This is a genomic window from Gottfriedia sp. NPDC056225, from assembly GCF_042267765.1.
Taxonomy (GTDB): Bacteria; Bacillota; Bacilli; order Bacillales; family Bacillaceae_G; genus Gottfriedia.
Genome location: NZ_JBHJTJ010000039.1, coordinates 20,828 through 46,469 on the forward strand (window position 1 = coordinate 20,828; position 25,642 = coordinate 46,469).

Below are 25,642 nucleotides of genomic sequence, written 5' to 3' on the forward strand. Positions count from 1 at the left end.
TAATACTATATTTTATCTCACTCATACTGAAAAAACTCGCATTGAATGCGAGTATATTTTTCAAAAAATAATTATTAGAATAAACCTTTTGGACGCCCTTGTTGATCTACATCCATATTTAATGCTGCTGGTTTTTTAGGTAGCCCAGGCATTGTCATTACGTTTCCTGTAAGCGCAACAATAAATCCAGCACCGATTGATGCTTTAAGCTCTCTAATTTCTACTTTGAATCCAGTAGGACGACCTACTAAACTTGGTTGGTCTGATAGGGAATATTGAGTTTTAGCCATACAAATTGGTAGTTGATCCCAACCATTTTCATTAAATTCTATAATCTGTTTTTTTGCTTTAGGTGAAAAATTCACTCCATCAGCACCATAAACTTCTTTTGCAATTTTTTCTATTTTATTTTCAATGCTGTCTGTTAATTCATATAAATAGTTAAACTTTGCTTTAGGATTTTTTAATATATTAACAAGAGATTCAGCTAGCTCTACGCCACCTTTACCCCCATGTTCCCAAACTTCAGTTAAGACGATTCTAATACCATTATCTTGTCCCCATTGTTTTAATACACTTATTTCGTCTTCAGAATCGGTAATAAATTTATTAATTGCAACTACAACAGGTACGTTAAATTTAGAAACTGTTTCTACATGCTTCTCAAGGTTTTTAATACCATCCTTAACGGCTAATGAATTTTCATTCGCTAATTCATTTTTATTTACTCCACCGTGCATTTTTAATGCTCTAATTGTAGCAACAATAACAACCGCATCTGGTGTAACTCCTAATGCCCTAGTTTTAATATTTAAGAACTTTTCTGCACCTAAATCTGCACCAAAACCAGCTTCTGTTACAACAAAATCTCCTAATTTCATCGCCATTTTAGTGGCGATTACACTGTTGCATCCATGAGCAATATTTGCAAATGGTCCACCATGTATAATTGCTGGAGTGTGTTCAATCGTTTGAACAAGATTCGGCTTAATTGCATCTTTAAGCAATAATGTAAGAGCACCTTCTACTTTTAAGTCTCCTACAGTTACCGGTGTTTTATGTATAGAATAGGCCACTACAATTCGTTTAAGTCTTTCTTTTAAATCTTGAATTGATGACGCTAGACAAAGTACTGCCATGATTTCTGAAGCAACTGTAATATCAAATCCATCTTCTCGAGGTACACCACCAGAAGGTCCACCTAAACCTACAATGACATTTCTTAAAGCACGATCATTTAAATCAACTACACGCTTCCATGTGATTCTGCGCACATCAATTTCCAAATCATTTCCTTGATGGATATGATTATCAATAAATGCTGCTAATGCATTATTGGCAGTTGTAATCGCATGGATATCACCGTTAAAATGCAAATTAATATCATCCATAGGTAATACTTGAGAATAGCCTCCTCCAGTTGCTCCACCTTTAACTCCCATTGTTGGACCTAAAGAAGGTTCGCGCAATGCAACAATTGCATTTTTGCCAATTTGGTGAAACGCTTGAGCAAGTCCAACAGTCACTGTAGATTTCCCTTCACCAGCAGGAGTAGGATTTATTGAAGTGACTAAAATTAATTTTCCATCTTCACTTTTATTTAATCGGTCAAGTACTGATAATGATAATTTTGCTTTATAATGACCATAATTTTCTATATCTTCTTCAAATAAGTTCAAATCATCTGCGATTTCTGTAATTTTTTTCATTTTTGATTCAAAAGCAATTTCTAAATCTGACTTCACTTCACTCATTCACTCATCTCCAATTACATTCTTTATAACAAAAATTATAGCATAATTTTACTTTAAATTCATTTTCTAATATTCGAAATTCTTTATTCATTTCTTTCAAAAATTACTAATACTTACTACTTATCATCGTAATTCTTAGTCACATACTAGAGGTAAGGCATTAAAAGAAAGGAGTGTTAATTTATGTATCGTCATAGAAAGCATAATGAACAAAAACATAATCACAATTTACCAAATGATAACAATGATCACAACGAAGAATATAGTGCAGAGTTTTATCCGACGAGGGATGTTTTTTATACAGACACGACTTCAGATAAATCTCATGCAACTGGAATTGTAATTGGATACGTAGCTTTATTTTTTTCACTATTTTCGTTATTTTTAATGCCTGTACTGTTTGGGATCATTGGAATTGCTATTGGTATTTACAGTGTAACAAAAGGTCACTCCACTTTAGGTTATACAGCAATTGGTTTTGGATTATTTTCGGTAATCGTCACTATTTTTTATAATTTATTAATCGTCTTAAGTGCGATTCTTTAACAATAGATTTAAAAAAGCAAAAAAAAAGACCTTTAAGGTCCTTTCAAACTTTTGGAATTTCAAGAGTAAATTGAAAGGGCCTTAAAGAATTCCCCTTAAAGAATTCTTGCGATAAATGAATGATTTTCGTTTTTACAATCCCACGATTATCAACATTGTTTACAGAATAAAATCCTTTAAACTTCAACTACTGTCCATTCATCATCTTTCTTCGAATAACTTAAATTTGCTATATGATTTGTCAGTTCACGATAATCTTCTACATTTTCTAAAACTTCATCTACACCAGAATAAAAATCCACACGGAAAATTGGGATTTCTATCACTTTTCTATTTTCAACACGCTCACTCAAATCAATAATTAATCCATCTTCCATTAACGGATATAAAGTCAACATTAATTTAATATTGATTGGATTAACTTGTTTTGAACGATTAAATATATTTATACTTCGTCTCTGAAGTTGAGTAATTTTATAAGAAATAACATTACAAAGCATAAAGATAAAATCATTAATTCGTTTATAATAGACCTTTTGGTACATTCCGTCACTTATATTCATGTATGCAAAAGAATTATTTAGTCTAGGTATAAATGGTTTTTGTAATGGTTCTTTTTTGTGAGCAAGATAAAGTAATTCTGCTATTTCTTTAGGCTCTAATTCGTCCAAATCTGCTAATTCTTCAAAATCAATCCAACAAAGATCTTCATGCTCGTCATGTTCCATTATAAATTTATTAATATCCTCTCTTTCTACATAATAAAAAGAGGAATTTAAATTAAAATCAGACCATTGAATATCGTGTTTTAGCAAAAGAATGTTTTGAAGTGGAAAAGGAAGTCCTTGAACAAACTCTTTATAATTTATTCCAGATGTTATAAAGCAATGATTATGCTTATCACCATATATATAGATAATCTCCTTTATTGAATCAATTCCCGCCAACGATATTGCCACCTTTAAATTTTTTCTTTATCATATCATATTTTATACTAATTTTATCATCTAAAATGATAAATTTCATTTTTTTTTACCTATATAGTTTTACATTTTTTACCAAAATATCACTTTTTCATCCTTTTAAATTCGTTAAACAGGTGGTCTACATGTAGAAGTTGTTTTTGTTTGAATTGGTTCTTGCGTAACAGAACGAATATTCCACTCACCATTATCATTTGTAAAATTAAATTTAACTAGAGTGTAAGGTGGCTGTTGATTTTGTTTATATGCTACAAGTTGAATAGTTGCTTCAAATACGTATGTACCATTATATTTCTTTTTTATATTCGTGATTGCCGCACAATTATATTGTTCACCTGGACCAAAAATTTTATATAAACGACTATTTATACTAGGAAATAAGATTGATAATACCGCATCCTCTAACACTTCATTCTGAACTGCAAACGAACTAGCCGGTTTCGAGGCTACAATTAAACACGTTAATAAAATGACAATAAACCCTCTCTTCATATTGACCCCTCCATCTACGATTAAAATCTATTTACTATCTATTCTTTACAATTTAATGAAGGATATGTTAGCGATGGGATAAGATAAAAAAAGTGAGGTAACTAACAGTCAACGTAACTGACAAGTAGTCGCCCCCAATTTGAATTCAAGAAACATTGTTGAGCTTAAATTGGATGGGATTTTAGTGGTGTTTTTCAAGGATGATTGATTTTATGATATCTATTTCTTGTTTTTCGGTAGATTCCAACACTTTTTTAGAGAGTTTAGAAAGATTTAGAGCAAACTTATGAATTTTCCATTTTAATATAGCTATTATTAATTGCGAGTTACCATAACCAGTATAGGTATTAGCCGATTTAATTTGGGTTTTCTGGGAAATTAATTGCAGTTTTTCTCCTTTTATTTGAAGCTTCGTTAATTTTAATTGCAGTTTCACTATTTTTAATTGTACTTAAATCTTTATTTGCATATTTCACTGTTTTATTTGCATAGCCAAGACTTCTTATTTGCACTTCGATTTTTGTAACTACTCTTTAAATAGAAAAATGAGGATGCCCCTTAGGACACCCTCTATTAGTCGTTCCCTTATTTTTACTGATGATCCCAATAGTATTTGCTTAAAATATCTGAAAGCAAGTCAATTGTTCGGTATAGTTCAGGTAATGTATTATCAACCCCACCGACTTCTATTAAAATCGAGTTAGGAGATAAGTCTTGGTTGTATACTCCATTCCCTTGTTTATAGTTTTTACTATAAATTCCGCGTGTTAATCCTTTGTTAAATTTCATTATTTCACTATTTAAATCTTTTGCTAAAGCTAAATTCTTTTGATAATTTTTGTTTTCTACACCAACAATAAAGTATAGTTTTGCATATTTTTGACCATTTATCTCGGTAGTTGTCACTTTACCCCTTTGATCATCACGATGAATGTCAATTAGATAATTTAAATCCTTATCTTGTGAAAGGGCATTTTGTACAACCAGTCTAGACATTTTATATGATTTTCCCCAATCCCAATGTCTTTTCGTTAATTCAGCTCCAATATTCGTTTTATCATCAATTGCACCAATTCCATTTGCTTCTAAATTATTTTTCAACCGTTCACCTAATAAACTTACATTTACTTTCGGAGATGATGCTTGATTAGGTTCCTTTGCACCAGGAATTAAAGGTAGAAAAGATTCCCAACTATGCGTGTGGTAAATAAAAAATACATCTTTTCCATTTGTCGTTTTTGATGGTGGATTAGCTGGATTTTTAATTGGCTCATTTACTGGATCTTTAACATTTGGATTTTGGTTAATTTCTGCCAATGTTAAACTCGATTCGATTGGTAGATTTGTAAAATCAATCCCTTCACCGGCAACTAAAATATTATTTTCAAATTTTGTCATGCTAGATATTTCATGAACTAATAAACTTTTTGGGTCATACAGTCTAATATTTGTAATAAACGAAAAAAGTATATTCGTGATAGGTTGTCCATCTTTTTTCGATTCGTTACCTAACTTAAAGTGACCGTTTTCGTACTCAAATGCTTTAATAAATCCTTCATAACTCATTTTTTCGAACCATTGATGAATATAGTATGATTTTGTATTTTTCATTGATGTTACAAATAAACTTGCCAACAAAAATAATAAGACAATGCCTACGAAGACACTTGCCGTCACACGTTTAAGATTTATAGATTTAATATAAATTGATTGTCTCATTGAATCACCTCTAATAAAACGTATGTACAAGCTCTATGAAATAGAATTGAAAATTTATTAATTCATTTTAATATTCGACTAAACTCTTTAAAAAATTATTTTCTAGACGATCCATTTTAAATGAAAAATAAAAAAAGAGATGCCAAAATAGCACCTCCTAAATCATTGTTCGTATATTGTTTTCTAAGTTTTAAATTACATATTGCAACGGCTGAAGTTAGTTAACGGATTAACTACGCATCCGTTTCTTGCAGCTTCTAATTGTGTTTGGCAGAATGAGCTTTCAGCAGGTGAAACCATATTGTTTCTTCTGTTTCTTTTGCATCCGCATCCTCTGCGTCGATTGTTTTCCGTGTTTTCAGCCATAACTCGTTCTTCTTTGCATTCACAACATGGTCTACGAACTTCAACAAACTCTCTCATATCTCTTGCTGGAGATACTTCTTCTCTCTCTTCTCTACGATTGCAACCACAAAATCCCCACATTTAAAAACACCTCTATAATTATTTATTGTACATTTATAACATACGTAAAAATTTAGATATTGAATGTGTACATGTCTAGATATAAACAAGTTTTTTTAATTATTTTTCTAATTCCGGTAAGTGAAATTTTTAAAATCTTTGTTTTTGAATGAATTGTTTAGTTATTTAACCAAAAATGTAAAAAAAATGAGCCACTTGGGCTCATTTTATTTATTACGATAAACATATTCATCTTTTGGTGGTTGAATCTCCTTAATTTTGGTCGCTTCTACATAAGGAATATTAACTTTAAATGGTTGATAGTACATTTGTTGTATATTACCTGTAACCTCAATCCACTGATCATTTTTAAACTTTTGATTATCAGGTAAGTTAATAAGCAATCCATATACACCTGAATCAGCGACACAGTGAATGATTCCAAACCTGAATAAGAAAACTTGATTTTTATTTAAGCTTTTTTCATGATAAATAAAACCTTTATAAGTTAGTTGTTTTCCTAAATACTTTCCAGGCTCATCATATAAAACTTCCATTCCTTTAAGAAAGTCATAATCATTCAAAACGATACTTTGTTTATTAATATATTCTTTTGATTCTTGTTTAATTAATTGTTGATAGCCTTCTTGTCCATAATAAATACTTAAATCAGGTTTTAAATATTGTCTTTCCATAAATGGATCATTATTTCCTGGTTCAGAAACAGGAAAATGGAAGCCTTTTGCATGAACAATTGTAGAATCTAAAGTGGCAACAGGTAAGAAAATACCTGTAAATAATGGGAAAATAAAGACTAATCCATTTAACATCTTTTTAAAGCCTTTTGCTTCTTTATGAACATGCCCATGCACACAAGTATGATCACATTGATGATCATGAGAGTGGCTATGAGCGTGGTCGTGGTCATGGTTTTCACCTTCATCACGACTAGTCCTTAAAACATGAATAACTTGTATTATCGTTAAAAAAGCAAATAATATCCCAGCTGTCAGAGATAAATAAGAGTATTTCATATTAATATATTTTGAGATCGTACCCTTAATATGCAATTGCATTAAAAAGAAGGTAAATCCTAAAAGTACATATGCTCTTGCCATATCGATTCTCCCTTTAAATTAATAGTGTAGTGATAAATGTTAAAGAAATTACTAATCCAATAATAATTAATACATAACGACTTTTGAAATGTTGGAATAACATTAATGTATTTTTTATATCGATCATTGGACCAACAACCATAAATGCGACGATGGAGTTTAACGAAAACGTACTTAGAAATGAAGATGCAACAAATGCATCAGCTTCAGAGCATAGTGATAAGATAAACGCTAATGCCATCATTACTAGAATACTAGCTACTTGTCCATTACCAATATGCATTAAAGTAGCAGTAGGTATAAATGTTTGTACAAAAGCGGCAATAAAAGCACCTAAAATTAAGAATTTACCCATCGAGAAAAATTCTTCAATAGCATGTACACAAACGCTCCATAATTTCTTTTTAACCGGTACTGAATTGTCTACAGGAATTGTCACTAAATTATTTTTTAATGGATTATCAATTTTCAAATATGATAATACGATCCCAATAATATAAGCAACAATCATTGCAGCCCCAGCGCGATAAATAACCATTTGAATACTATTACCAAAAGCAATAAATGTAGCAAAAAGTACAATTGGATTAATAATCGGACCTGTTAACATAAATGCTACGGCTACATAGTGAGGTACGCCTTTTTTAATTAATCTACTTACGATTGGTACGATTCCACACTCACAACCTGGGAAAATAAATCCTAGTAAAATAGCAACTAAAACTGCTAAATATCTATTCTTCGGTATTATTTTATATAACATTTCTTCAGTAATAAAAATTTGAATAATCCCAGAAATAAATACTCCGATTAAAATGAATGGTAGTGCTTCGACTACAATCGAAATAAATATAGTATTCATTTGTAAGAATGAATGGTAAAAATTCATGTTTGTAATCATATTCTCTCTCCCATTGTACTTTTAAAAATGAAAACTCACAAAACCTCCGAATGACCGGCGGCTTTGTGAGTTAAAAGTACCTTTTTTTCCAAAATATTAATGCAATTGTTGTTGACAATATCGCTGAAATACCAATTACGATTGGAAATGCATGTGGTATTTTTGCTAATGGTATGTTATCAACGTTCATTCCATAAAAACTTGAAACCATTGTTGGAATGGATAAAATAATTGTAATAGAAGTTAAAAATTTCATTACAATATTTAAATTATTTGAAATAACTGAAGCAAATGTGTTCATCATCCCACTTAGGATATTACTATAAACCTCTGCCATTTCTATTGCCTGTTTATTTTCAATAATAACATCTTCTAATAAATCTTCATCATCTTCATACATTTTTAAAATATTGCCTTTAAGAATCTTTTGCATGACGATTTTATTCGATTTCAGTGAAGTAGTAAAATAAACTAAACTTTTTTCAAGGTTCAGCATCGTGAATAATTCTTGATTTCGTGTTGATTGATGTAATTCAGCTTCAATTTCATTAGTTTTGCGATTAATTTGTTTAAGATAACGTAAATAATAGGTTGAAGTTGTATGCAACAGTTGAAGTGCAAATCTCGTCTTTTTAAAAGTAAAAAAGCCTTTTACTTTTTGGTAAATAAATCTTTCAAAAATTGGATTTTCACTTAAACAGATTGTAACAAACGTATTAGACGAAATAATCATCCCGATCGGTATTGTGTCAAAAATCGTATGCCCATTATCATCATGAGCTACAATTGGAATATCAACAATAATTAGAGTGTGCTCCCCTTCGACCTCTATCCTTGAACGCTCTTCATCATCAAGTGGGTCTTTAATAAAATCTAAATCTAAGTCAAGCTTTTGAACTAGATATTGAATTTCTTGCTCTGTTGGATTGATTGCATTAATCCAGCAACCTTTTTCGATTACGTCGACTTGATTTAGTTTCCCTTGTGCATCTGAAACATAAAAATTTAGCATTTTAATTCACCTCTAATTCTAAAACAAAACCTACACAATAATAGCATACGAAACATTTTTATATGTTTCAACCTTTATTAAAAAGAAAGTCTAAATTCTAATAAACAAGCGCTTTAAGCTACTATTTTAGTAAGCATTTATACTATTCATAAATAAAGAAAAAGGCCACTTATAGTGACCCAGTTTTTAATATCCACTTTTATAAAAATAATGCATATCACTTAATTCATCAACATATTGATAAACTTCCAATTGGCTCTGAAGCTGTTCTTTTGTATGTACAGAATAATCTTCCGAATTTAATTGATTTTGAACATTTGTAAGAGTATTTAAAATATCAGATTTTAATACATCATACGACATAGAATACATAAAAATCATCCTTCCAATTGAAATTTAACATATTATATGTAATATCACGCAAAACAAATCATTTTTATTTTAAATTTCTATTTTTTCGAAACTAACTTTTTTATTAAAAAGTACACAACTAATAACGCAGCTGCTATTACTGCAATCATTGGAGTATATGGAGTCAATACTTCCTTAGCAGTTTCCCAGTTTTTACCTAGTTTCTCACCTATTAATACAAAAAGGATTGACCATGGAATGATCGCAATTACTGTATAAAGACTAAATTTACCTATTGGCATCTTTGCAAGTCCTGCTGGAATCGATATAGCATGTCTTACAATCGGAATAAAACGTGCCGTAAATACGACTCCTACACCATATTTTGAAAACCATTTTTCAGCTAAATCAAGGTGATGCTTATTAATTAAAATATATTTACCATATTTTTCAATAATTGGTCGACCACCAAAATAACCTAACCAATATAAAAATAATTGTGCAATAGTTCCCCCTATTACTCCTGCTACCACTGCTCCAACAAAATTTATATGCCCTCCAGCTACAAGATAGCCAGCATAGGCTAAAACGATTTCACTCGGAATAACTTCAATCATTAATCCTAATGCAACCCCTAAATATCCTAATGATGCAAAAAAATCTAATATCTGATGTATGATATTTGTCAATAGGATCCTCCTCCCTAAAAAAACAACTTGTACTACAATGATAATACAAAGGAAGTTAAAATATGTCAAAATTAAGTAATTTTGGATTTATTTGATTTTACAGTGCCAAATTCCAATAATCATCTATAATTTTGATGTTCCTTCTTATTTTACGTATTTGATTTTGCTGAAGCTACGAGCCGTGTAGAAGGCTCTATACTCATTCATAAAAAAAAGGCTGTCCAAGTCAGTGACCTGACAATGGAGCAGCCTTTTATCATTTCTTAATTATTTAATTTCAACGTATTTGTAAGTGAAGTCTGAACCAAATGAATGCTCAATTAAGCCATGTACTTTTGGTTTCATAACGTATGCAAGAGCACGTTGGTAAATCGGAAGAATTGCAGCATTGTCTTGTACTAAGATTTTTTCTGCTTTTAAGAATGCGTCAGTACGTTTAGCTGGATCTAATAATAATGCTCCACCAGCTTGAGTGATTAAGTTATCATACTCAGCATTTGAGAATCCCATTTGGTTGAATGGGCTCTTAGAAGTCCACATATCGAAGAATGTCATTGGATCTTTATAGTCTGGACCCCATCCGCCGAATGATACTTCATAATCTTTCTTTGAGTTTAAATCTAATTGTTGTGCAAATGGAACTGATTTAATGTTAATTTTTAATCCTGGTAAGTTTTTAGTTAATTCACCTTGTAGGTATTCACTAATTTTTTTGTTAGTATCAGTATCTGATCCTAATAATTCGATTGTTACATCTTTCTTACCAATTTCTTTTAAGCCTTGTTCCCATAATGTTTTAGCATCAGTTGGATCGTATTTAACTAAATCGCCAGAAGCTTCACGGAAATCTTTACCGTTTGCATCTAAGAAGTTACTTGGAGCTAAACCATATAATGGTACTGAACCATTATTTAAAATAGTTCCAGTAATATCTTCACGGTTAAATGCTTCGTTTAATGCTTTACGGATGTTTACATTTTTAAGAGCTGGATTTTTATCTTCGTTTACACGTAAGAAGAATACTGTTGGCTCTTTAGTAGTTCCGTAATCAGGGTTGTTTTTATATTTATCAACATACTCTGCTGTTAAACCTGCACGGTCAACTGCACCTGTTTCATAAAGGTTAACACCAGTTCCTGGGTCTTTTACAATTTTAAAGTTTACTTCTTTTAATTTTACGCTAGTAGCATCATAGTACTCAGGGTTTTTAACTAATTTATAGCTTTCATCATGCTTCCATTCTTTCATTTGGAAAGGACCGTCAAAGATCATGTTTCCAGCTTCTAAAGCATAATTTTTACCTTGAGATTCAACATACTTTTGATTTAATGGTAAGAATGTTGGGAATGTTACTAAAGAATCGAAATATGGAATAGCTTTCGCTAATTTAACTTCTAAAGTTTTATCATCGATTGCTTTAACTCCTAATTGGTCAACTGGTTTTTTACCAGTAGTAACATCTTCACCGTTTTGTAATACATTCATCATGAATGCATACTCAGAAGCAACTTTTGGATCTGCAGCGCGTTTCCAAGCGTAAACGAAGTCTGCTGCAGTTACAGCGTCACCATTAGACCATTTAGCATCACGTAAGTGGAATGTATAAGTTAAACCATCAGCTGACTTATCAGTAGTTTCTGCGATACCAGGTTTTACTACGTCACCTTCACCTAATACATTTAATCCTTCCATAATGTTACCTAATACGTTGAAAGATTCTGCATCAGTAGAAGTACTAGAATCAAGACCTGGTAATTCAGCTCCGCCTAGTAAGTTCAATACTTGTGGTTTTGCTTTTGCTGTTTCTTTTTTACCATCATTTGAGTTGTCTGAGTTACATGCAGATAAAAGCATGCTCACAGCAACTGATAAAGATAGAAAATACGATACCTTCTTTTTCATTAGAATTGCCTCCCCAAAATTAAACAATTAGACTTAAAAACTATTAAAATATTCAAACAATTTTCACTGTTCGAACAGTTAATAATATTTAACTTACTTTCATTTTACATACTTTTTAGAAAATATCAACACTAATTCGACATTTTTTTCAAAAAATATTAATAAATCTGAATAAAAGTTCACTTTTTTGTAATTAACATTACATTTTTGTATTAATTTTTGCAGATTCAACGAAAACTTTTAATAATTGCCCCAATTTCAATAAATGTTTTAAGTGGGACAAATATGTATATTTTTTTTAAAAAGTCTAAAAATAGACTATTTATATTTGAGAACTGCAGAAAATATCATGATCTAGTCCATCTTTTTAAAAACAGTTACCAACTGGACACCACTTTAACATTCACTTTTGGGTAATTTGTTATACACAAATTACCTAAATTTAATATTAAATTGGAGAAAATAATTCTAAAAAAAATGAGAAAATATTAAGATTTTCACGTGATCCTGATTCATTTCTTTTGAAGTTGTTACCGATAAAACCAATTTTTTTTGAACGACTTTTTTCGTTTTTCTAATTATTCTCCCTCGCTTTAATATGTTTGGAAATCTATGGAACGTCTTTGAGCCAATTAATTTTTTTTCGTAATTCGAAAGTAATTTACTCAAATAAATCGGAAAAATGAGGTAATTAATCAATAAGCACTAGCATAAAAACCAGCAAATATACTTCCATTTTTCAATTGTTTAGTACATGGAGAATCCGTCAAATGTATATTTGAATAGAAGATAACATAATTTTAATTACAGGCTTAACTACTAAGAGTTCACCTTTTTTGTTACACATGAATCTTTCATGAGTTAGATAAATTCTCTATTTTCCATTTTTAGTTACTCATGAACCTTTTATGAGTTAAAAAAATCACCTTTTTTCACTTTTTTCTTACTCATGAACCCGTTATGAGTTAAATAAATACCCCCCAATTGCCTTTTTTGTTACTTATCGAGCGTTTATGAATTAGATAATTCCAGCCATTTTTAGGACTAAATAATTATGATGTTCTTACTCTATTAAATTAAAATTTTAGTTTTTAACGAAAAAACAAAGGTTGTCTTTTTAGACAACCTTTGTTTAAGAAATTGATTTAATTTGTTATTTTGTGGAGTTCATTATTTTTATTCTTCCTATATATATTGAAAAACGTCATTTAGATCCCCCATTTTTCTTCTAGACACATGGAAAAATTAAATAAGGGCCGCCTAAGCGTCAGCTACACTGACTTTTAGGCTGGCCCCAATAATATTATTTTTCGTTAGACGCCCATTTGTAAGAGAAATCTCCTCCAAATTTGTGCGCAATAATACCTTTAACTGATTTCTTTTCTAAATAAGCGCGTCCGCGTTGGTAAATTGGAGAAATACCAGCTTCATCCATGATAACTTTCTCAGCTTGTACCATATCGTCCCAACGTTTTTGTGGATCTGCTTCTTTTTTCGCAGCATTTACTAATTCATCATATTTTGGATTATTGTATGCCATCTCATTGAATGGGCTGTTTGATAAGAACATATCAATGAATGTCATTGGATCTGGATAATCTGGTCCCCAACCTGAGAATGAGAAGTCATAGTCTAATTTTTTCTCTGAATCAAGTTTGATTTCAAAAGGTTGTGGAGCTACTGTAATTGTTAAGCCAGGTAAGTTCTTCATAAGCTCACCAGCGACATACTCAGCTGCTTTTTTACGAGTTGTGTCATCATATGAAAGCATTTTTAACTCAATTTTATTTTTGCCTAGTTCTTTCTTAGCTTCAGACCATAATTTTTGAGCTTCCTTCACATTATATTTATTGAAGTCTCCATTATGATCACGGAAGTCTTTTTGATCTGGACCTTTTACCCACTCAGATGGTACTAACCAATATGCAGGTTTTGAACCGTCATTTAAAATAGAAGAAGTAATAGCTTCTTTATCATAAGCTAAGTCAAACGCTTGACGAACCTTAGCATTTTTGAAAAGTGGTAGTTTTTCATTGAAACGGAAGAATACTAAACGAGCATCTAATTGAGTTTTGTAATCTGGATCGTTTTTATATTTATCAACGAACTCAGAATCTAACATTACTTTGTCAAGATCACCGTTTTGATATAAGTTAACAGCTGATGAAGTATCTTTAACTACATTGTATTTAATTTCATCTAACTTAACAGCGTCTTTGTCCCAATACTTTTCGTTTTTCTCTAATGTAAAACTTTGCTCATGTTTCCAGTCGCTTAAAACAAACGGACCATTATATAATTGAGTATTTGCTTCTAAACCATATTTATCTCCTTTAGACTCAACCCACTTTTGGTTTTCAGGTAAGTATGTTCCAAAAGTTGTTAATTGTAAGAAATACGGTGTAGGTTGTTCTAAAGTTACCTGTAAAGTTTTATCGTCAATTGCTTTAACACCTAATTGATCTAATGGCATTTTACCATTGAAAATAGCCTCAGCATTTTTCACATAGTATAAAATGAATGAATATTCAGATGCAGTTTTAGGATCTACAGCACGTTGCCAACCGTAAACGAAGTCTTTAGCTGTTACTGGCTCACCATTAGACCATTTTGTATCACGTAAATGGAAAGTATAAGTAAGTCCATCTTTACTAACTTCGATTGAGTCTTTCTTAGCAACGCCATCTACTACTTCGTCACCTTGTCCTAAACGAAGTAAACCTTCATTTACATTGTCTAAAACTTCGAATGACATTGAATCAGTAGTTTTTGCTGAATCCATAGAAGGAATCTCAGTGGTGGTAGTTAATCTTAACGTTTGCTTTTTATCTTTCTGTGTATTAGTTGCCGTCGTTTCTGTGTCTTTGCCACAAGCCGCTAGTACCGTACTAAGTACTAATAAACTTGAAACTGTTGTTGCTAATCTACGCTTCATAAGAGCACCTCCGGATATTAGTGATTCATCAGTTAATTTACTTATTTTTCTGAAAAATCACTTATTACTTTTTCAATATACTACATATTTTTCAGAAAAAAAAGTATTTTTTTAATATTTAATTTATTTTTTATTAAAATTTCTTTAAAATTTAGTTCGAATTTCATATTTTTCTATAAGTTTTATACAATTGTAATCCTATTCACATAGTTTTTCGGCGCAAAATAAGACAAATTTCTATGAATATATGTCGAATCTTCAAACATTTCTCGAACTTCATTATTAATTTCCATTCTTGCTAATTTTTGGGTTATAATATATCTTATGAATTTGAACATATATATATTTTTATATCAATATTAGGAAGTGAATGTATGATAAGAAGAAGTATCCCAAACCTATTTACTCTAGGTAACTTATATTGTGGATTTCTATCGATTGGCTTCGCTGCTAAAGGCGAATTCAGAAATGCAGCAATTCTTATTTTAATAGGAATGATGCTAGATAGTATGGACGGTCGTGTTGCCCGAGTTTTAGGAGTACAATCTCAATTAGGAAAGGAATTAGACTCATTAGCTGATATCGTCACATTTGGAGTAGCACCTTCTTATTTAGTATTTTGTACACAATTCTCAACTGAAGGTATCTTGGGTTTAGGAATCGCTGGTTTATTCCCTTTATTTGGGGCTTACAGATTAGCTCGATTTAATGTAACACCCATTTCGACATCATTAAAATATTTTACTGGTGTACCAATTACCGCTGCAGGTGGTTTCGTCGCCTTTTTAACTTTATTCGGTAGTCGCATACCACAAATAGTCATTATCACTGTATTCGTTGCATTAGCTTTTTTAATGGTAAGTAGAATAAAAATTCCAAGCTTTAAAGATATTCCGATTCCTAAATATGCAACGATTATTACGATCTTTTTAGGATACGCTTTATACCTTGTATGGCATGCCAAAAAAGAACAGTGGCCATTTTTTATTTATATTGCGATCCCACTATACATCTTCTTTATTTTCTTTCAATTTTTCAAAAGTAAAAAGAAACAAAGTAATAATGAAAGTCAAAAACCTCGGAAATTCCGCTTAAAGCGAAAATCTTAATAAAAAGTATGTTTTGATCGATTAGCTCTACATCAAAACATACTTTTTTTGCATATTAATTCCTTTTAGTTATCATTTTTCTTGCACAATAAAAATTACTGATTTATAATGACTAAGTGTTAAATCGTAATAAGTACGATTTTGAGGCTTTTATTTAAGTTTACCTTTTGTATGATAAAAAATTTATCTTACATTTTTTTTAAAATATAAAAAGGAATGATTACGAATTAATTAAAAAATTTAATCATTTTCGTTTATTAATAGCCTCAATACAAAATACTAAGACGATTAAAATGATAGGGAGAGCATGAATATGAAATTTAGAAAATTAGCAATCACAACTTTGCTATTAGCAGGAACAATTCTATCAGCTTGTAATAAGGATACGAAGCAACAAAGTACAAAAGATAAAAATAAGCTTACGATCTATACTACAATCTATCCATTACAAGATTTTGCTGAAAAAATTGGCGGTAAATATGTTGATGTACATTCGATTTACCCTACTGGAGTCGATACTCACGATTTTGAGCCGACATCCAAACAAATTGTTAAAATCGCAAACTCTGATTTATTTGTTTATAATGGTGCAGGTATGGAACCTTTTGCTGATAAAATTAAGGATGCACTAAAAAACAATAATGTTGCATCATTAGAAGCTTCAAAAAATATTGAATTGATTAAATCCAATGAAGAAGAAGTTCACGAAGAAGATCAACATGATGTTGATCCACATGTTTGGTTAGATCCTTCTAGAGCAAAAATTGAGGCAGAAAATATTAAAGATGAATTAATCAAATTAATGCCAAAAAATAAAGAATACTTCGAAGCGAATTATGATAAAATCGACGGTCAATTTGATGAACTTGATAGTGAGTTACGAAATTTAGTTTTACATTCCAAGCGCAAAGATATCGTTGTTTCTCATGCAGCTTATGGTTATTTAGAACAACATTATGGAATTAAACAAATTCCAATTACAGGGCTATCTCCTTCTCAAGAACCTTCTCAAAAGGAATTAAAAAATGTTGTAGACTTTGTGAATAAACATAATGTTAAATATATTTTATTTGAAACGTTTGCAACACCTAAAGTTGCTTCAGTCGTAAAAGATGAAACTCATGCTGAAATTTTGAGACTTAATCACTTAGCCACTATTTCCGAAGATGATGTAAAAAAGCATAAGGATTATTTTGATTTAATGCAAGAAAATGTCGACACACTCGATAAAGCTTTAAATAACCGCTAAAAAAGGACCCCAAAAGGGTCCTTTTTTTATATCATTATACTACTTTCATGTCATTACGTATTTCTATTGATTTTTTCTTCATCTCTTTAAACATAATTTCATATAAATACGCTCCACATAATGCTAATAATGCGATTAAAATAAAAGTCCATTTATATCCAATTATACCTGCGAGTGGAATGGTTAATGGTGCGATTGTTCGTCCTAATGACCATCTTAAACCTGAAGCAGCGAAATACTGCCCTCGTTGACTTTCTGGAGCGATTTTTGCAATAAATGAGTTCTGATTCCCTACAACTAATATTTCTCCTAAAGTAAAAATTGCCATAGCAATAAAAATTACGTAGGCTGAAAGTGTAAATCCGAACAGTAACATAGAGAAAGCATAACAAACGGAAGATGCAAAAAATAAAAATCTTTCATTAAATTTATTCGCGAACTTCGTGATTAAAACAGTTAATAAAGCTACTATTAAACCGTTTTCTGCAATTGTCCAGCTAAATAATGTTTCACTCTTTGTTTTTAAAGTAAAATCGCCGAAGCTAATTAATGTTTGAACAGGTATTTTCTCTTTTATAAATACTGCTAACAATAAATCTAATTGAGTAAAAGTTTGAGAGATTAATATTCCGGCAGCAACAAATAAGAAAAATACTTTATCAGTAAATATAATGCGATAATTCTTCACTTGTTGAATAAAGACTTTAGAAATTGAAGCTTCTTTTTCTTGCTTTATTGAATCTGGCAAGGACTCCTTAATTAATAAAGCAATCATAATTGAAACTATTAAAAATATAATTGAAGATGTTGCAAATAATAAAAACCTTGCTTTAAAAAATAAGATTCCTCCAATTATTGGTCCAATTACTACATTTATATTTATCATCGTATAGAATACTGCAAATACCAAGTTTCGCTCATCTTTGTCCTCAACTGTATCTGCTACCATTGCAGAACTAGCTGGATTATAAAGCATTCCAGTAACACTAATAATCGCAAATCCTACAAAAGTTAACCAAGGAGAAGTTAAAATTGGTGAATTTGCAATCGTTAATAAGATCATACCACCAGCTTGAATAAAAGCCGAAATGACCATCATTTTCTTTCGACCATACGTATCAGCTAAATATCCGCCGATTAAATTTGCAAATACCCCAACAGCCTGTGAGCACATTAGTAAAATCCCCGAAGTAACTTTACCTAATTCTTCAGCAAAGTAAATCGCTAGAAAAGGTAAATACATCCAAAAAAATAAGCCGAAGAAAAACTCAGCTACAAGCCTTACTTTCATATTAAAATTCCACTTAAGTATATTCATGTTGTCCGCCTCCCTAACCTACTCACTGTAACATAATTAAAAATGAGCGTAAATTTAAATTTTAATTTATCCTTCTTTCTTTTAAAATTTTCGACCAATAAAATTTTTTCAATTGAAATGTTTATAAACTTTTCCTTTAGAGCATGTCTAATTTCCTAAAATGTATCATACAATTTAGTACTACATTTAGGAGGACTTCCTATGAAATTAAACTTTAGTAAAGAAGTTCGAAATATAGCATTTACATATGTTGGAACTGTAATTGGGGCAGGATTCGCCACGGGTAAGGAAATCGTAGAGTTCTTCTCTATAAACGGAGTATATGGTGCTTTGGGGATTTTATTTGCGACCATTTTATTTTGTTGGTTTGGAAGTAAAATTATGACCATTGCACATACATATAAATTGAAGTCAGCACAAGAATTTAATGTACTTTTATTTGGAGAACTCGGAGGAAATATCATTAATGCGCTTCTTTTCTTTGTACTAATTGGCGTTACAAGTGTTATGCTGTCAGGTGCTGGTGCTGTATTTAAAAATTACTTACATTTTAATTCATTGATCGGTTCGTTTATTTTTATTATCTTAACTTTTATCGTTTTAAGAAAAGGGACAAGTGGTTTATTCAGCTTAAATAATACGGTAGTCCCAATTATGTGTGCTTTTATTGCTGCAGTTTTCATTAATTCACACTTACCATTTACAATGCGCGAAATTAATTTAGATAATCTATTACCTTCCATCAATACGCTTAATATTTCAGTATTTACGAAACCAATCACTTATGTTTGTTTAAATATGGCTCTAGCACAAGCAGTCTTAGTTCCAATCGGATCAGAGTGTAAAGAAAAATCTTCTATTATACACGGTGGGATTTTAGGAGGGCTTATATTAGGCGCAATTTTATTACTAATTCACCTTAACGTTTCTGGAGTGCCTAATTTTCAACAATATGAAATACCTATGGTTGAAGTAATCAAAAAAATCCATCCAATTTTCTATTATTTTTTCTTAATGGTTATATTAGCTGAAATTTTCACTACTTTAGTTGGTAATATATATGGGATGTCTAGACAAATTAATTCATACATCCCAATAAATGCAAATGTACTCGTTATTTTATTATTAATATGCTGTCTATTTATTAGCATAATTGGTTATGGCCCACTTTTAACATTTCTTTATCCATTAATCGGATGGATTAGCTTTCTTGTCATTCTTACTTTACTTAAACCAAAAAAATCATCTTAATCACAATCATCACATACTTCATAATACAATCCAAATTCGATGTGCAACTTAGGTTTCCATTGAATCTTAAACATTCTTGATTGCCAACGTTCTAAAACAAATTGAATTGAATTTTCCTCATGATCATTAATTAAAATCATTTGATGAACTTGTAAACTCTTTACGGAGAATCGATTTTCATTTTCAACATACCAATCAATCGTTAATTCATCATACTCATTAATGATAAACTTAACGTATGTACTTGGTTTCTCCTTAAGATTAATTTCACTAAAAATGCCATCGTCCGTCACAATAATTGGAAAATCACCTTTTTCATTTTTTTCTAATTTTATTTGAAAGGTATTTTCTAAAAAGCAAATCATTTTGTCACCTTCTATTTTAAGATATGATGATAGTTTAACAAATTAAAACATGAAAAGACAGGAATATGCAGAGGCAATAGAAAAAGGATTACTCTTTGATTTTATTCAAGAGTAATCCTTCTTTTATTTTCGATTATATAAAGCTTTGTATTTAGACCATGCAGTCCTTCTTTCTTTCATCAAGCTAAGAAATTCTGGTTTACAATCGTCTAAATTAGTTAAAGCAACAAGTTCGTTATTTTTCCATTTCGTTACTATACCTTCAGTTGTATAAATCAAATATTGGTATTCTAAGTAACTTCCAAGTGACGATAAGCTTATTTGCTCAAAAATTTTTTTGGCAAAACTGTCGGAAAACGATACAAATACCGGTCTTGTGCCTACTCGATCTAAATCAAGGACATGTACAATTTTCCGATTACAATCTATGCATAACGAATAAACGGAAGGAACAATTCCACCAGTTAAAAAAACTTGTTCATTGCTATAGAATTCCTTCACTCTAATCCTCCTATTTATATTGTATATAAGTATATGCAATATAAAATAGAATTGACTAGTTAATTTATATTATCGTTCATTTTATTTTATAGAATTTTGAATAAACATGATTTTACCTGCTTCATTAAATTTTAATGATGCCTCAAATTCTTTACCATCTTTTGAAAAACCTTTTATAGTTTCAGTAGTTTCTCCACTAAGCAATTGTTTCATGGCTGATTTTGTAATTGACTTTCCTAATATTTTTTTTGAAATCGTCACATCACATTTTGTCTTTTGGAATTGATCACAGCCATAAAAAGACCCTTTATCAACCATTTTCCCTTCACATTTAAAACATTTTCCAATACTAGCTGATTTTTTCTTTGGACCAAACTTTGTATTCTGCATATCTTCAATTCGAAACTCTGAAAAATTCCATATTTTCTCATTTTCATATGCATCCAATATTATTTTCTCTGTTAATTTTTTTGTTTGCTCCATAAAATCAAGACTACTTGCTTTCCCGTCCCCAATTTCACTTAATCGTTGCTCCCATTTAGCTGTCATTTCAGGTGAAGTTAAAATATTTTCTCCAAGAGCATAAATAATAAGTTTTCCTTTATCAGTTGCGAAAACCTGATTTTTCTTAACTTCAATATATTTTCTATTTTTTAACGTACCGATAATTCCAGCCCTAGTTGCTTCTGTACCAAGTCCTTCAGTTTTATTTAAGATTTTCGTTAATTCAGGATTATCGATATGTTTCCCAGCTGATTTCATTAATGTTATTAATTGTCCCTCTGTATATCTTTTAGGAGCTTGTGTTTTCTTTTCTTTTACTTCAGCCTTTTTAACGATTCCTTCTTGTCCAATTTCAACAATTGGCAAATTTTGTTCTTCATTATTTTTTTCTTTTGCTTTTTCAAAAATAACTTTACGCCAGCCTTCTTGAACCATTATTTTCCCTTTTGAAATAAAAGTCGCTCGATCGTCTACTATCGTATGAATTGTTGTATAGTCAAAAATTGAACTAGGATAATGTGCACTTATTAATCTATTTACAATTAATTCATATATTTTCAATTCTTCATCATTCAATTTATGAATAGCTGGCACTTGTTCAGTTGGAATAATTGCATAGTGATCGGTAACCTTTTTCTCGTTAACAAAACGACTATTATTTAAAATAGACTCGTTTGGAAGAGGGAAAAATTGTGAAAATTGCTCAATGTTTTCGAGTTTTTTTAATATCTCGGGGATCATCATCGCCTCTTCCTTTGTAATAAAGCTTGAATCGGAACGCGGATATGATATATTCCCTTTAACATAAAGCTTTTGAGCAATTTCTAAAGTTTTTTGTGGAGAAAACTTATATTTAGCATTTGCATCAGCTTGTAGCGTTGATAAATTATAAAGAAAAGGAGGCTGATATTCCTTTCTTTCTTGTTCAATATCAGTAATCTTTGCCATTTTATTTTCACAAAAACTAGCAATTTTAGTAGCTAATTCACTAGATGAGATTTTAGAATCTGATTCTTTATGCCACTTTCCAAAAAACTTTTTCTTATCAAACTGAAATGTAGCATATACCTCCCAGTAAGGTTCAGATTTAAACTTTTCAATTTCAAGCTCTCTTTTCACTATAAGTGCGAGAGTAGGTGTTTGAACTCTCCCTAAAGAAAATACATCTTGAATTCCCTTTTTTTGTAAATGTAGTGAATACACTCTCGATGCATTCATCCCTACTAACCAATCGGCACAAGCTCTACTATACGCCTCAAAAAATAAGCTTTTTGTTTCATTTTCATCCAATAATTGGCTAAACCCTTTTCTAACCGCATTTTCAGTTAAAGAAGAAATCCAAAGCCTTTTCATCGGTTTTCGATTTCCAGCTAAATTTAATATAAGGCGAACAATATGTTCTCCTTCTCTCTCACAGTCTCCTGCGAGTATAATTTCATTCACTTCATCTAAATGGACTAAATTCTTTATAATCGAAAATTGATCCCATTTTCCCTTTGATACTTTATGCTTAAAACGCTCAGGTACAATAGGTAAAGTATTTAAAGACCATTTTTTCCACTTCTCATCATATTCTTCAGGTGATAACAACTCACATAAATGCCCAATAGCCCAAGTTAAATAAGCGCCTTTTGGAAAAAACTCATTTGGTTGAATGATTAAAAACCCCTTTTTCTTCTGAAAATTAAAAGGAGCAGCAAGCTTCAACCCTTGATCAGGCTTCTCAGCAATTATTAATTTCATTTTATTCCTCACAATTTAACTGATTTTTATATAACTCTTTAAGTACATACAGTTATTATATAACTAATGTAAAAACAGGAAAAGATTTAAAGGAAGGAAATGCTCGACTTAGGGTATTAAGAAGGATTATTTAATAATAGGTAATTCTAATGGTGATTTGGGTAGGGGAAGTTTCAATATTTTGCAAATTGAATTAAAATCGCAAAATAGATTGATCAACTTTATACTTGAAGAAACTGTCCATTCTAGATTCAATAAGCAAGTTAAAAAGAGGGTCCCATATGTCAGTTCAATATGAGACAGCCCCTTTTACCGTTTCTTCATTTAGCTACTACTCACACGCGGGGTTACGAGGAATTTGTATAAACTCTACTTCTTCTAAAATTCTAATTCGCTTTGTTACGATTACAACATAATTTGCTGTCCATATATATTGAGGAAAGTTATTTTCATCGACCATCATAGCCTGAAATGTATCATTCATCATTTCTTCAAATTTTTCTTCTGTTATTAAATCATGTTCAATTTGAAATTCAATCCATTCGCAATGTATCATTTCCATCTCTCCATCTCTTTATAAAGTGAAAACATGTTTTTAGCTTTAAAATTATTTTGTATTGCTTACTACAGTTGAAGTATAGCATGAGTTTTTATGTTTGTGATTTATTTCACAAATTTATTTTAAGCTTTTTTTTATTTATGAATTATTTATGTCAATTGATTGTATATTTCGTGATTAAGCGCTTACTTGACTTATAATCCTAATAGTTGTATATTAATTTCAACATTTATTATTTTAGTATTAATAAATGGAAATTCTTTCGCGCTTTATGTGCAATGTTTTAGGAGGAAAAGAAATATGCAAGGAAAAGTAAAATGGTTCAACAATGAAAAAGGTTTCGGATTCATCGAAGTTGAAGGCGGAGAAGACGTATTCGTACATTTCTCAGCTATTCAAACTGAAGGATTCAAATCATTAGAAGAAGGTGCAGAAGTTTCTTTTGACATTGTTGAAGGTAACCGTGGACCTCAAGCTGCTAACGTAGTAAAGATATAAATAATACTTGACTACATAGAGGACTGACTTATTCAGTCCTTTTTATTTTACCCTTTTTTATTTTCTTACTATGAAAAAATTTCAAAAAAACTTAATAAAAAAACAGCTCTTCTTCATTTTTCCTATTTATTTGGGAATACTACGAAGTGAAATAAGGAGGGTGAATATGTCAAACTTTAATAATTTTGAAGATGTAGAAATGAAAGTTCAAGCTGCACAAAAGCTTGTAGGTTATGCAACAATGAGCATGGACGAGCAACAATTAACTGATGCAACAACTGCAATCACTCAAGCAAGAGAACAGCTAGAAAAAATGAAAGGCCTTGCTACTGATTTGGATGAAGAGTTTTTAGTGAAACAAGAAGAAGATTTAATGCAAGTTGAGCAACAATTACGAGAAGCTCAAATATAATTAATTACCTACCTCAGGCTGTCGGAACAATCGACGGCCTTTTTATTTTGTCTACTTCCTTTATGAGATTAATAAGTTTTTTTATTGCATACTTTTTTAATTTAAAGAAGATGATTGGAACGGAAGGATACTCGACTCCTATGGGAATAGCGGGAAGGCTAAAGACCCCGCAGGCGCGCCGAGGAGGCTCAGGTCTCGCCTCATGGAAAGCGAGAATCCTATAGTGGAAATCAACATCATAATGCTTCCTTTACATTGAAAAGATTGCTGATTAATTGACAAGTTATTTCTCAACAAAAAAAGGTACATAATTAGTACCTCCTCTGTTATTCAGCAGTCTGATGTAATTGCTGACCAATCGTTTTAATTTTTTCTCCAATCGTACATTTGTTTATACAAAAAGATTGAGCGAATTTCTGACTATGGTCTTTTCTAAAATGCTTATAAACAAAACAACCATCGCAATAAGTTTTTAATAATGTATCTATTTCTTCTAAAATTTCTTTGCGTTCCATCTGTTTTCACCTCTTCATGTAACTTCAATCGTACTCATTATCTTATTCCCTTTAAGTGCTTGCGTTGCTAGACTATGAGCTTCTTTATTATCATTTCGTTTAATTAGATCTAATTGTAAGGTTATTTTTAAGTTTTTACATTTTGTTTCAATTCGATTAATAAATCTTTCATGTTGCTCTTCAAAACATGGCCAGTCTCCACTTATTTGATTTAAAACTACTTGTGAATCACCTTTTATTATAATTGTTTGTCCGCTAATATTCATTTCTTCTAATAGTAAGATTGCATTTTCTAATGCTGCAAATTCTGCCTCATTATTTGTTAAAAGTCCATCTAATTTTTCATTAAATCGTTTTCGATATTCTTTACCGTTTTGACTAAAGTATATACACACGCCTATTCCAGAACGATTTGTAGACTGATCAAATCCACCATCAAAAAATACAGTTATATTGTGTGGCTCTTCTTCAAGTTCTTTTAAATATTTTATTACTTGTTTTTTTGTCCAACTAGAATCAAATTGATCTAGAAAAATGATTTCTTTTGTCCGACCAGTACTTTCAAAGTCTTCCGCTAAAAGTAAAGCTTCTTTTATCTCTAGCCAATCTGTATCAAGTGTAATTTGGTATTTCTTTTTAGTTTGATACTTCCATATTATTTTTAGCTTCATACGTCACACCTTTTCCATTTTTATTTATAAAAGGTTGTCAACTTCTAATTTATAGTTTATAAAATAATTCAATATTTTAA

The 25,642-nt window shown here is 30.7% G+C and carries 26 protein-coding genes; 6 read left to right on the forward strand and 20 right to left on the reverse strand.

Annotated features, from left to right (window positions below; all coding sequences use genetic code 11):
* Positions 1 to 74: 74 nt before the first annotated feature.
* Positions 75 to 1,754 carry a formate--tetrahydrofolate ligase gene (locus ACFCYN_RS19710; RefSeq protein WP_375951213.1) on the reverse strand — a complete coding sequence of 560 codons (1,680 nt, stop codon included), beginning with the start codon at positions 1,752 to 1,754 and terminating at the stop codon, positions 75 to 77.
* A 183-nt stretch (positions 1,755 to 1,937) separates the two neighbouring features.
* Here ACFCYN_RS19710 and ACFCYN_RS19715 point away from each other — a divergent pair, with 183 nt between their 5' ends.
* Complete coding sequence (locus ACFCYN_RS19715; RefSeq protein ID WP_172444228.1) at positions 1,938 to 2,300, forward strand: permease; 363 nt, start codon at positions 1,938 to 1,940, stop codon at positions 2,298 to 2,300.
* A gap of 176 nt (positions 2,301 to 2,476) precedes the next feature.
* Here ACFCYN_RS19715 and ACFCYN_RS19720 read toward each other — a convergent pair whose 3' ends face one another.
* The 12 genes from ACFCYN_RS19720 to ACFCYN_RS19775 form a co-directional block, all read right to left on the reverse strand.
* Positions 2,477 to 3,247 (reverse strand): hypothetical protein, encoded by a 771-nt coding sequence (locus ACFCYN_RS19720; RefSeq protein ID WP_216854091.1) that lies wholly within the window; start codon positions 3,245 to 3,247, stop codon positions 2,477 to 2,479.
* Between the two features lie 144 nt (positions 3,248 to 3,391).
* Entirely contained in the window at positions 3,392 to 3,775 is a 384-nt protein-coding gene (locus ACFCYN_RS19725) for a DUF3888 domain-containing protein (protein WP_172444227.1), read from the reverse strand.
* Positions 3,776 to 4,131: 356 nt separating this feature from the next.
* The gene (locus ACFCYN_RS19730; RefSeq protein ID WP_375951216.1) at positions 4,132 to 4,287 is read right to left on the reverse strand and encodes a hypothetical protein; all 156 of its coding nucleotides are present in this window, start codon (positions 4,285 to 4,287) and stop codon (positions 4,132 to 4,134) included.
* Positions 4,288 to 4,366: 79 nt separating this feature from the next.
* The gene (gene spoIIP, locus ACFCYN_RS19735) at positions 4,367 to 5,494 is read right to left on the reverse strand and encodes a stage II sporulation protein P (protein ID WP_172444225.1); all 1,128 of its coding nucleotides are present in this window, start codon (positions 5,492 to 5,494) and stop codon (positions 4,367 to 4,369) included.
* Between the two features lie 195 nt (positions 5,495 to 5,689).
* Entirely contained in the window at positions 5,690 to 5,980 is a 291-nt protein-coding gene (locus ACFCYN_RS19740; protein ID WP_172444224.1) for a hypothetical protein, read from the reverse strand.
* A gap of 206 nt (positions 5,981 to 6,186) precedes the next feature.
* The gene (locus tag ACFCYN_RS19745) at positions 6,187 to 7,077 is read right to left on the reverse strand and encodes a TIGR03943 family putative permease subunit (RefSeq protein WP_375951218.1); all 891 of its coding nucleotides are present in this window, start codon (positions 7,075 to 7,077) and stop codon (positions 6,187 to 6,189) included.
* A 13-nt stretch (positions 7,078 to 7,090) separates the two neighbouring features.
* Positions 7,091 to 7,966, reverse strand: a complete 876-nt coding sequence (locus ACFCYN_RS19750; protein WP_098121667.1) for a permease — start codon at positions 7,964 to 7,966, stop codon at positions 7,091 to 7,093.
* 82 nt (positions 7,967 to 8,048) lie between these two features.
* Positions 8,049 to 8,990 carry a magnesium transporter CorA family protein gene (locus ACFCYN_RS19755; RefSeq protein WP_172444222.1) on the reverse strand — a complete coding sequence of 314 codons (942 nt, stop codon included), beginning with the start codon at positions 8,988 to 8,990 and terminating at the stop codon, positions 8,049 to 8,051.
* 186 nt (positions 8,991 to 9,176) lie between these two features.
* The gene (locus tag ACFCYN_RS19760) at positions 9,177 to 9,362 is read right to left on the reverse strand and encodes a hypothetical protein (RefSeq protein ID WP_098121659.1); all 186 of its coding nucleotides are present in this window, start codon (positions 9,360 to 9,362) and stop codon (positions 9,177 to 9,179) included.
* A gap of 77 nt (positions 9,363 to 9,439) precedes the next feature.
* On the reverse strand, positions 9,440 to 10,036 hold the full coding sequence (gene uptA / locus ACFCYN_RS19765) for an undecaprenyl phosphate transporter UptA (protein WP_216854235.1): 597 nt from the start codon (positions 10,034 to 10,036) through the stop codon (positions 9,440 to 9,442).
* 261 nt (positions 10,037 to 10,297) lie between these two features.
* Positions 10,298 to 11,932 carry a peptide ABC transporter substrate-binding protein gene (locus ACFCYN_RS19770; protein WP_375951221.1) on the reverse strand — a complete coding sequence of 545 codons (1,635 nt, stop codon included), beginning with the start codon at positions 11,930 to 11,932 and terminating at the stop codon, positions 10,298 to 10,300.
* Positions 11,933 to 13,235: 1,303 nt separating this feature from the next.
* Complete coding sequence (locus ACFCYN_RS19775) at positions 13,236 to 14,867, reverse strand: peptide ABC transporter substrate-binding protein (protein WP_375951223.1); 1,632 nt, start codon at positions 14,865 to 14,867, stop codon at positions 13,236 to 13,238.
* 374 nt (positions 14,868 to 15,241) lie between these two features.
* On the opposite strand from ACFCYN_RS19775, the gene pssA reads away from it, so the two are divergent.
* Together pssA and ACFCYN_RS19785 are read left to right on the forward strand one after the other, a co-directional pair.
* Positions 15,242 to 15,976, forward strand: a complete 735-nt coding sequence (gene pssA, locus ACFCYN_RS19780; protein WP_172444219.1) for a CDP-diacylglycerol--serine O-phosphatidyltransferase — start codon at positions 15,242 to 15,244, stop codon at positions 15,974 to 15,976.
* A gap of 313 nt (positions 15,977 to 16,289) precedes the next feature.
* Positions 16,290 to 17,225: a metal ABC transporter substrate-binding protein gene (locus ACFCYN_RS19785; RefSeq protein WP_375951226.1), complete on the forward strand. Its 936-nt coding sequence runs from the start codon at positions 16,290 to 16,292 to the stop codon at positions 17,223 to 17,225.
* Positions 17,226 to 17,259: 34 nt separating this feature from the next.
* Here the strand turns inward: ACFCYN_RS19785 and ACFCYN_RS19790 are convergent, their stop codons facing one another.
* The gene (locus tag ACFCYN_RS19790) at positions 17,260 to 18,543 is read right to left on the reverse strand and encodes an MDR family MFS transporter (RefSeq protein ID WP_172444217.1); all 1,284 of its coding nucleotides are present in this window, start codon (positions 18,541 to 18,543) and stop codon (positions 17,260 to 17,262) included.
* A gap of 201 nt (positions 18,544 to 18,744) precedes the next feature.
* Here ACFCYN_RS19790 and ACFCYN_RS19795 point away from each other — a divergent pair, with 201 nt between their 5' ends.
* Positions 18,745 to 19,794: a YkvI family membrane protein gene (locus ACFCYN_RS19795; protein ID WP_172444216.1), complete on the forward strand. Its 1,050-nt coding sequence runs from the start codon at positions 18,745 to 18,747 to the stop codon at positions 19,792 to 19,794.
* On the opposite strand, the gene ACFCYN_RS19800 is transcribed toward ACFCYN_RS19795, so the two are convergent.
* The 4 genes from ACFCYN_RS19800 to ACFCYN_RS19815 form a co-directional block, all read right to left on the reverse strand.
* Complete coding sequence (locus ACFCYN_RS19800; RefSeq protein WP_172444215.1) at positions 19,791 to 20,159, reverse strand: DUF3979 family protein; 369 nt, start codon at positions 20,157 to 20,159, stop codon at positions 19,791 to 19,793. The genes ACFCYN_RS19795 and ACFCYN_RS19800 overlap by 4 nt on opposite strands.
* Before the next feature lie 123 nt (positions 20,160 to 20,282).
* Positions 20,283 to 20,660, reverse strand: coding sequence for a hypothetical protein (locus ACFCYN_RS19805; RefSeq protein WP_172444214.1), 378 nt, complete (start codon positions 20,658 to 20,660; stop codon positions 20,283 to 20,285).
* Positions 20,661 to 20,741: 81 nt separating this feature from the next.
* Complete coding sequence (locus tag ACFCYN_RS19810; RefSeq protein WP_172444213.1) at positions 20,742 to 22,907, reverse strand: DNA topoisomerase III; 2,166 nt, start codon at positions 22,905 to 22,907, stop codon at positions 20,742 to 20,744.
* Positions 22,908 to 23,238: 331 nt separating this feature from the next.
* On the reverse strand, positions 23,239 to 23,463 hold the full coding sequence (locus ACFCYN_RS19815) for a hypothetical protein (protein WP_098121102.1): 225 nt from the start codon (positions 23,461 to 23,463) through the stop codon (positions 23,239 to 23,241).
* 303 nt (positions 23,464 to 23,766) lie between these two features.
* On the opposite strand from ACFCYN_RS19815, the gene cspD reads away from it, so the two are divergent.
* Together cspD and ACFCYN_RS19825 are read left to right on the forward strand one after the other, a co-directional pair.
* Entirely contained in the window at positions 23,767 to 23,964 is a 198-nt protein-coding gene (cspD, locus tag ACFCYN_RS19820; RefSeq protein WP_098121101.1) for a cold-shock protein CspD, read from the forward strand.
* A 166-nt stretch (positions 23,965 to 24,130) separates the two neighbouring features.
* Entirely contained in the window at positions 24,131 to 24,376 is a 246-nt protein-coding gene (locus tag ACFCYN_RS19825) for a DUF2564 family protein (protein ID WP_172444212.1), read from the forward strand.
* Between the two features lie 326 nt (positions 24,377 to 24,702).
* Here ACFCYN_RS19825 and ACFCYN_RS19830 read toward each other — a convergent pair whose 3' ends face one another.
* Together ACFCYN_RS19830 and ACFCYN_RS19835 are read right to left on the reverse strand one after the other, a co-directional pair.
* Entirely contained in the window at positions 24,703 to 24,891 is a 189-nt protein-coding gene (locus ACFCYN_RS19830; protein ID WP_172444211.1) for a zinc-finger domain-containing protein, read from the reverse strand.
* Between the two features lie 14 nt (positions 24,892 to 24,905).
* Positions 24,906 to 25,562 (reverse strand): reverse transcriptase-like protein, encoded by a 657-nt coding sequence (locus ACFCYN_RS19835; protein WP_375951230.1) that lies wholly within the window; start codon positions 25,560 to 25,562, stop codon positions 24,906 to 24,908.
* Positions 25,563 to 25,642 lie beyond the last annotated feature (80 nt).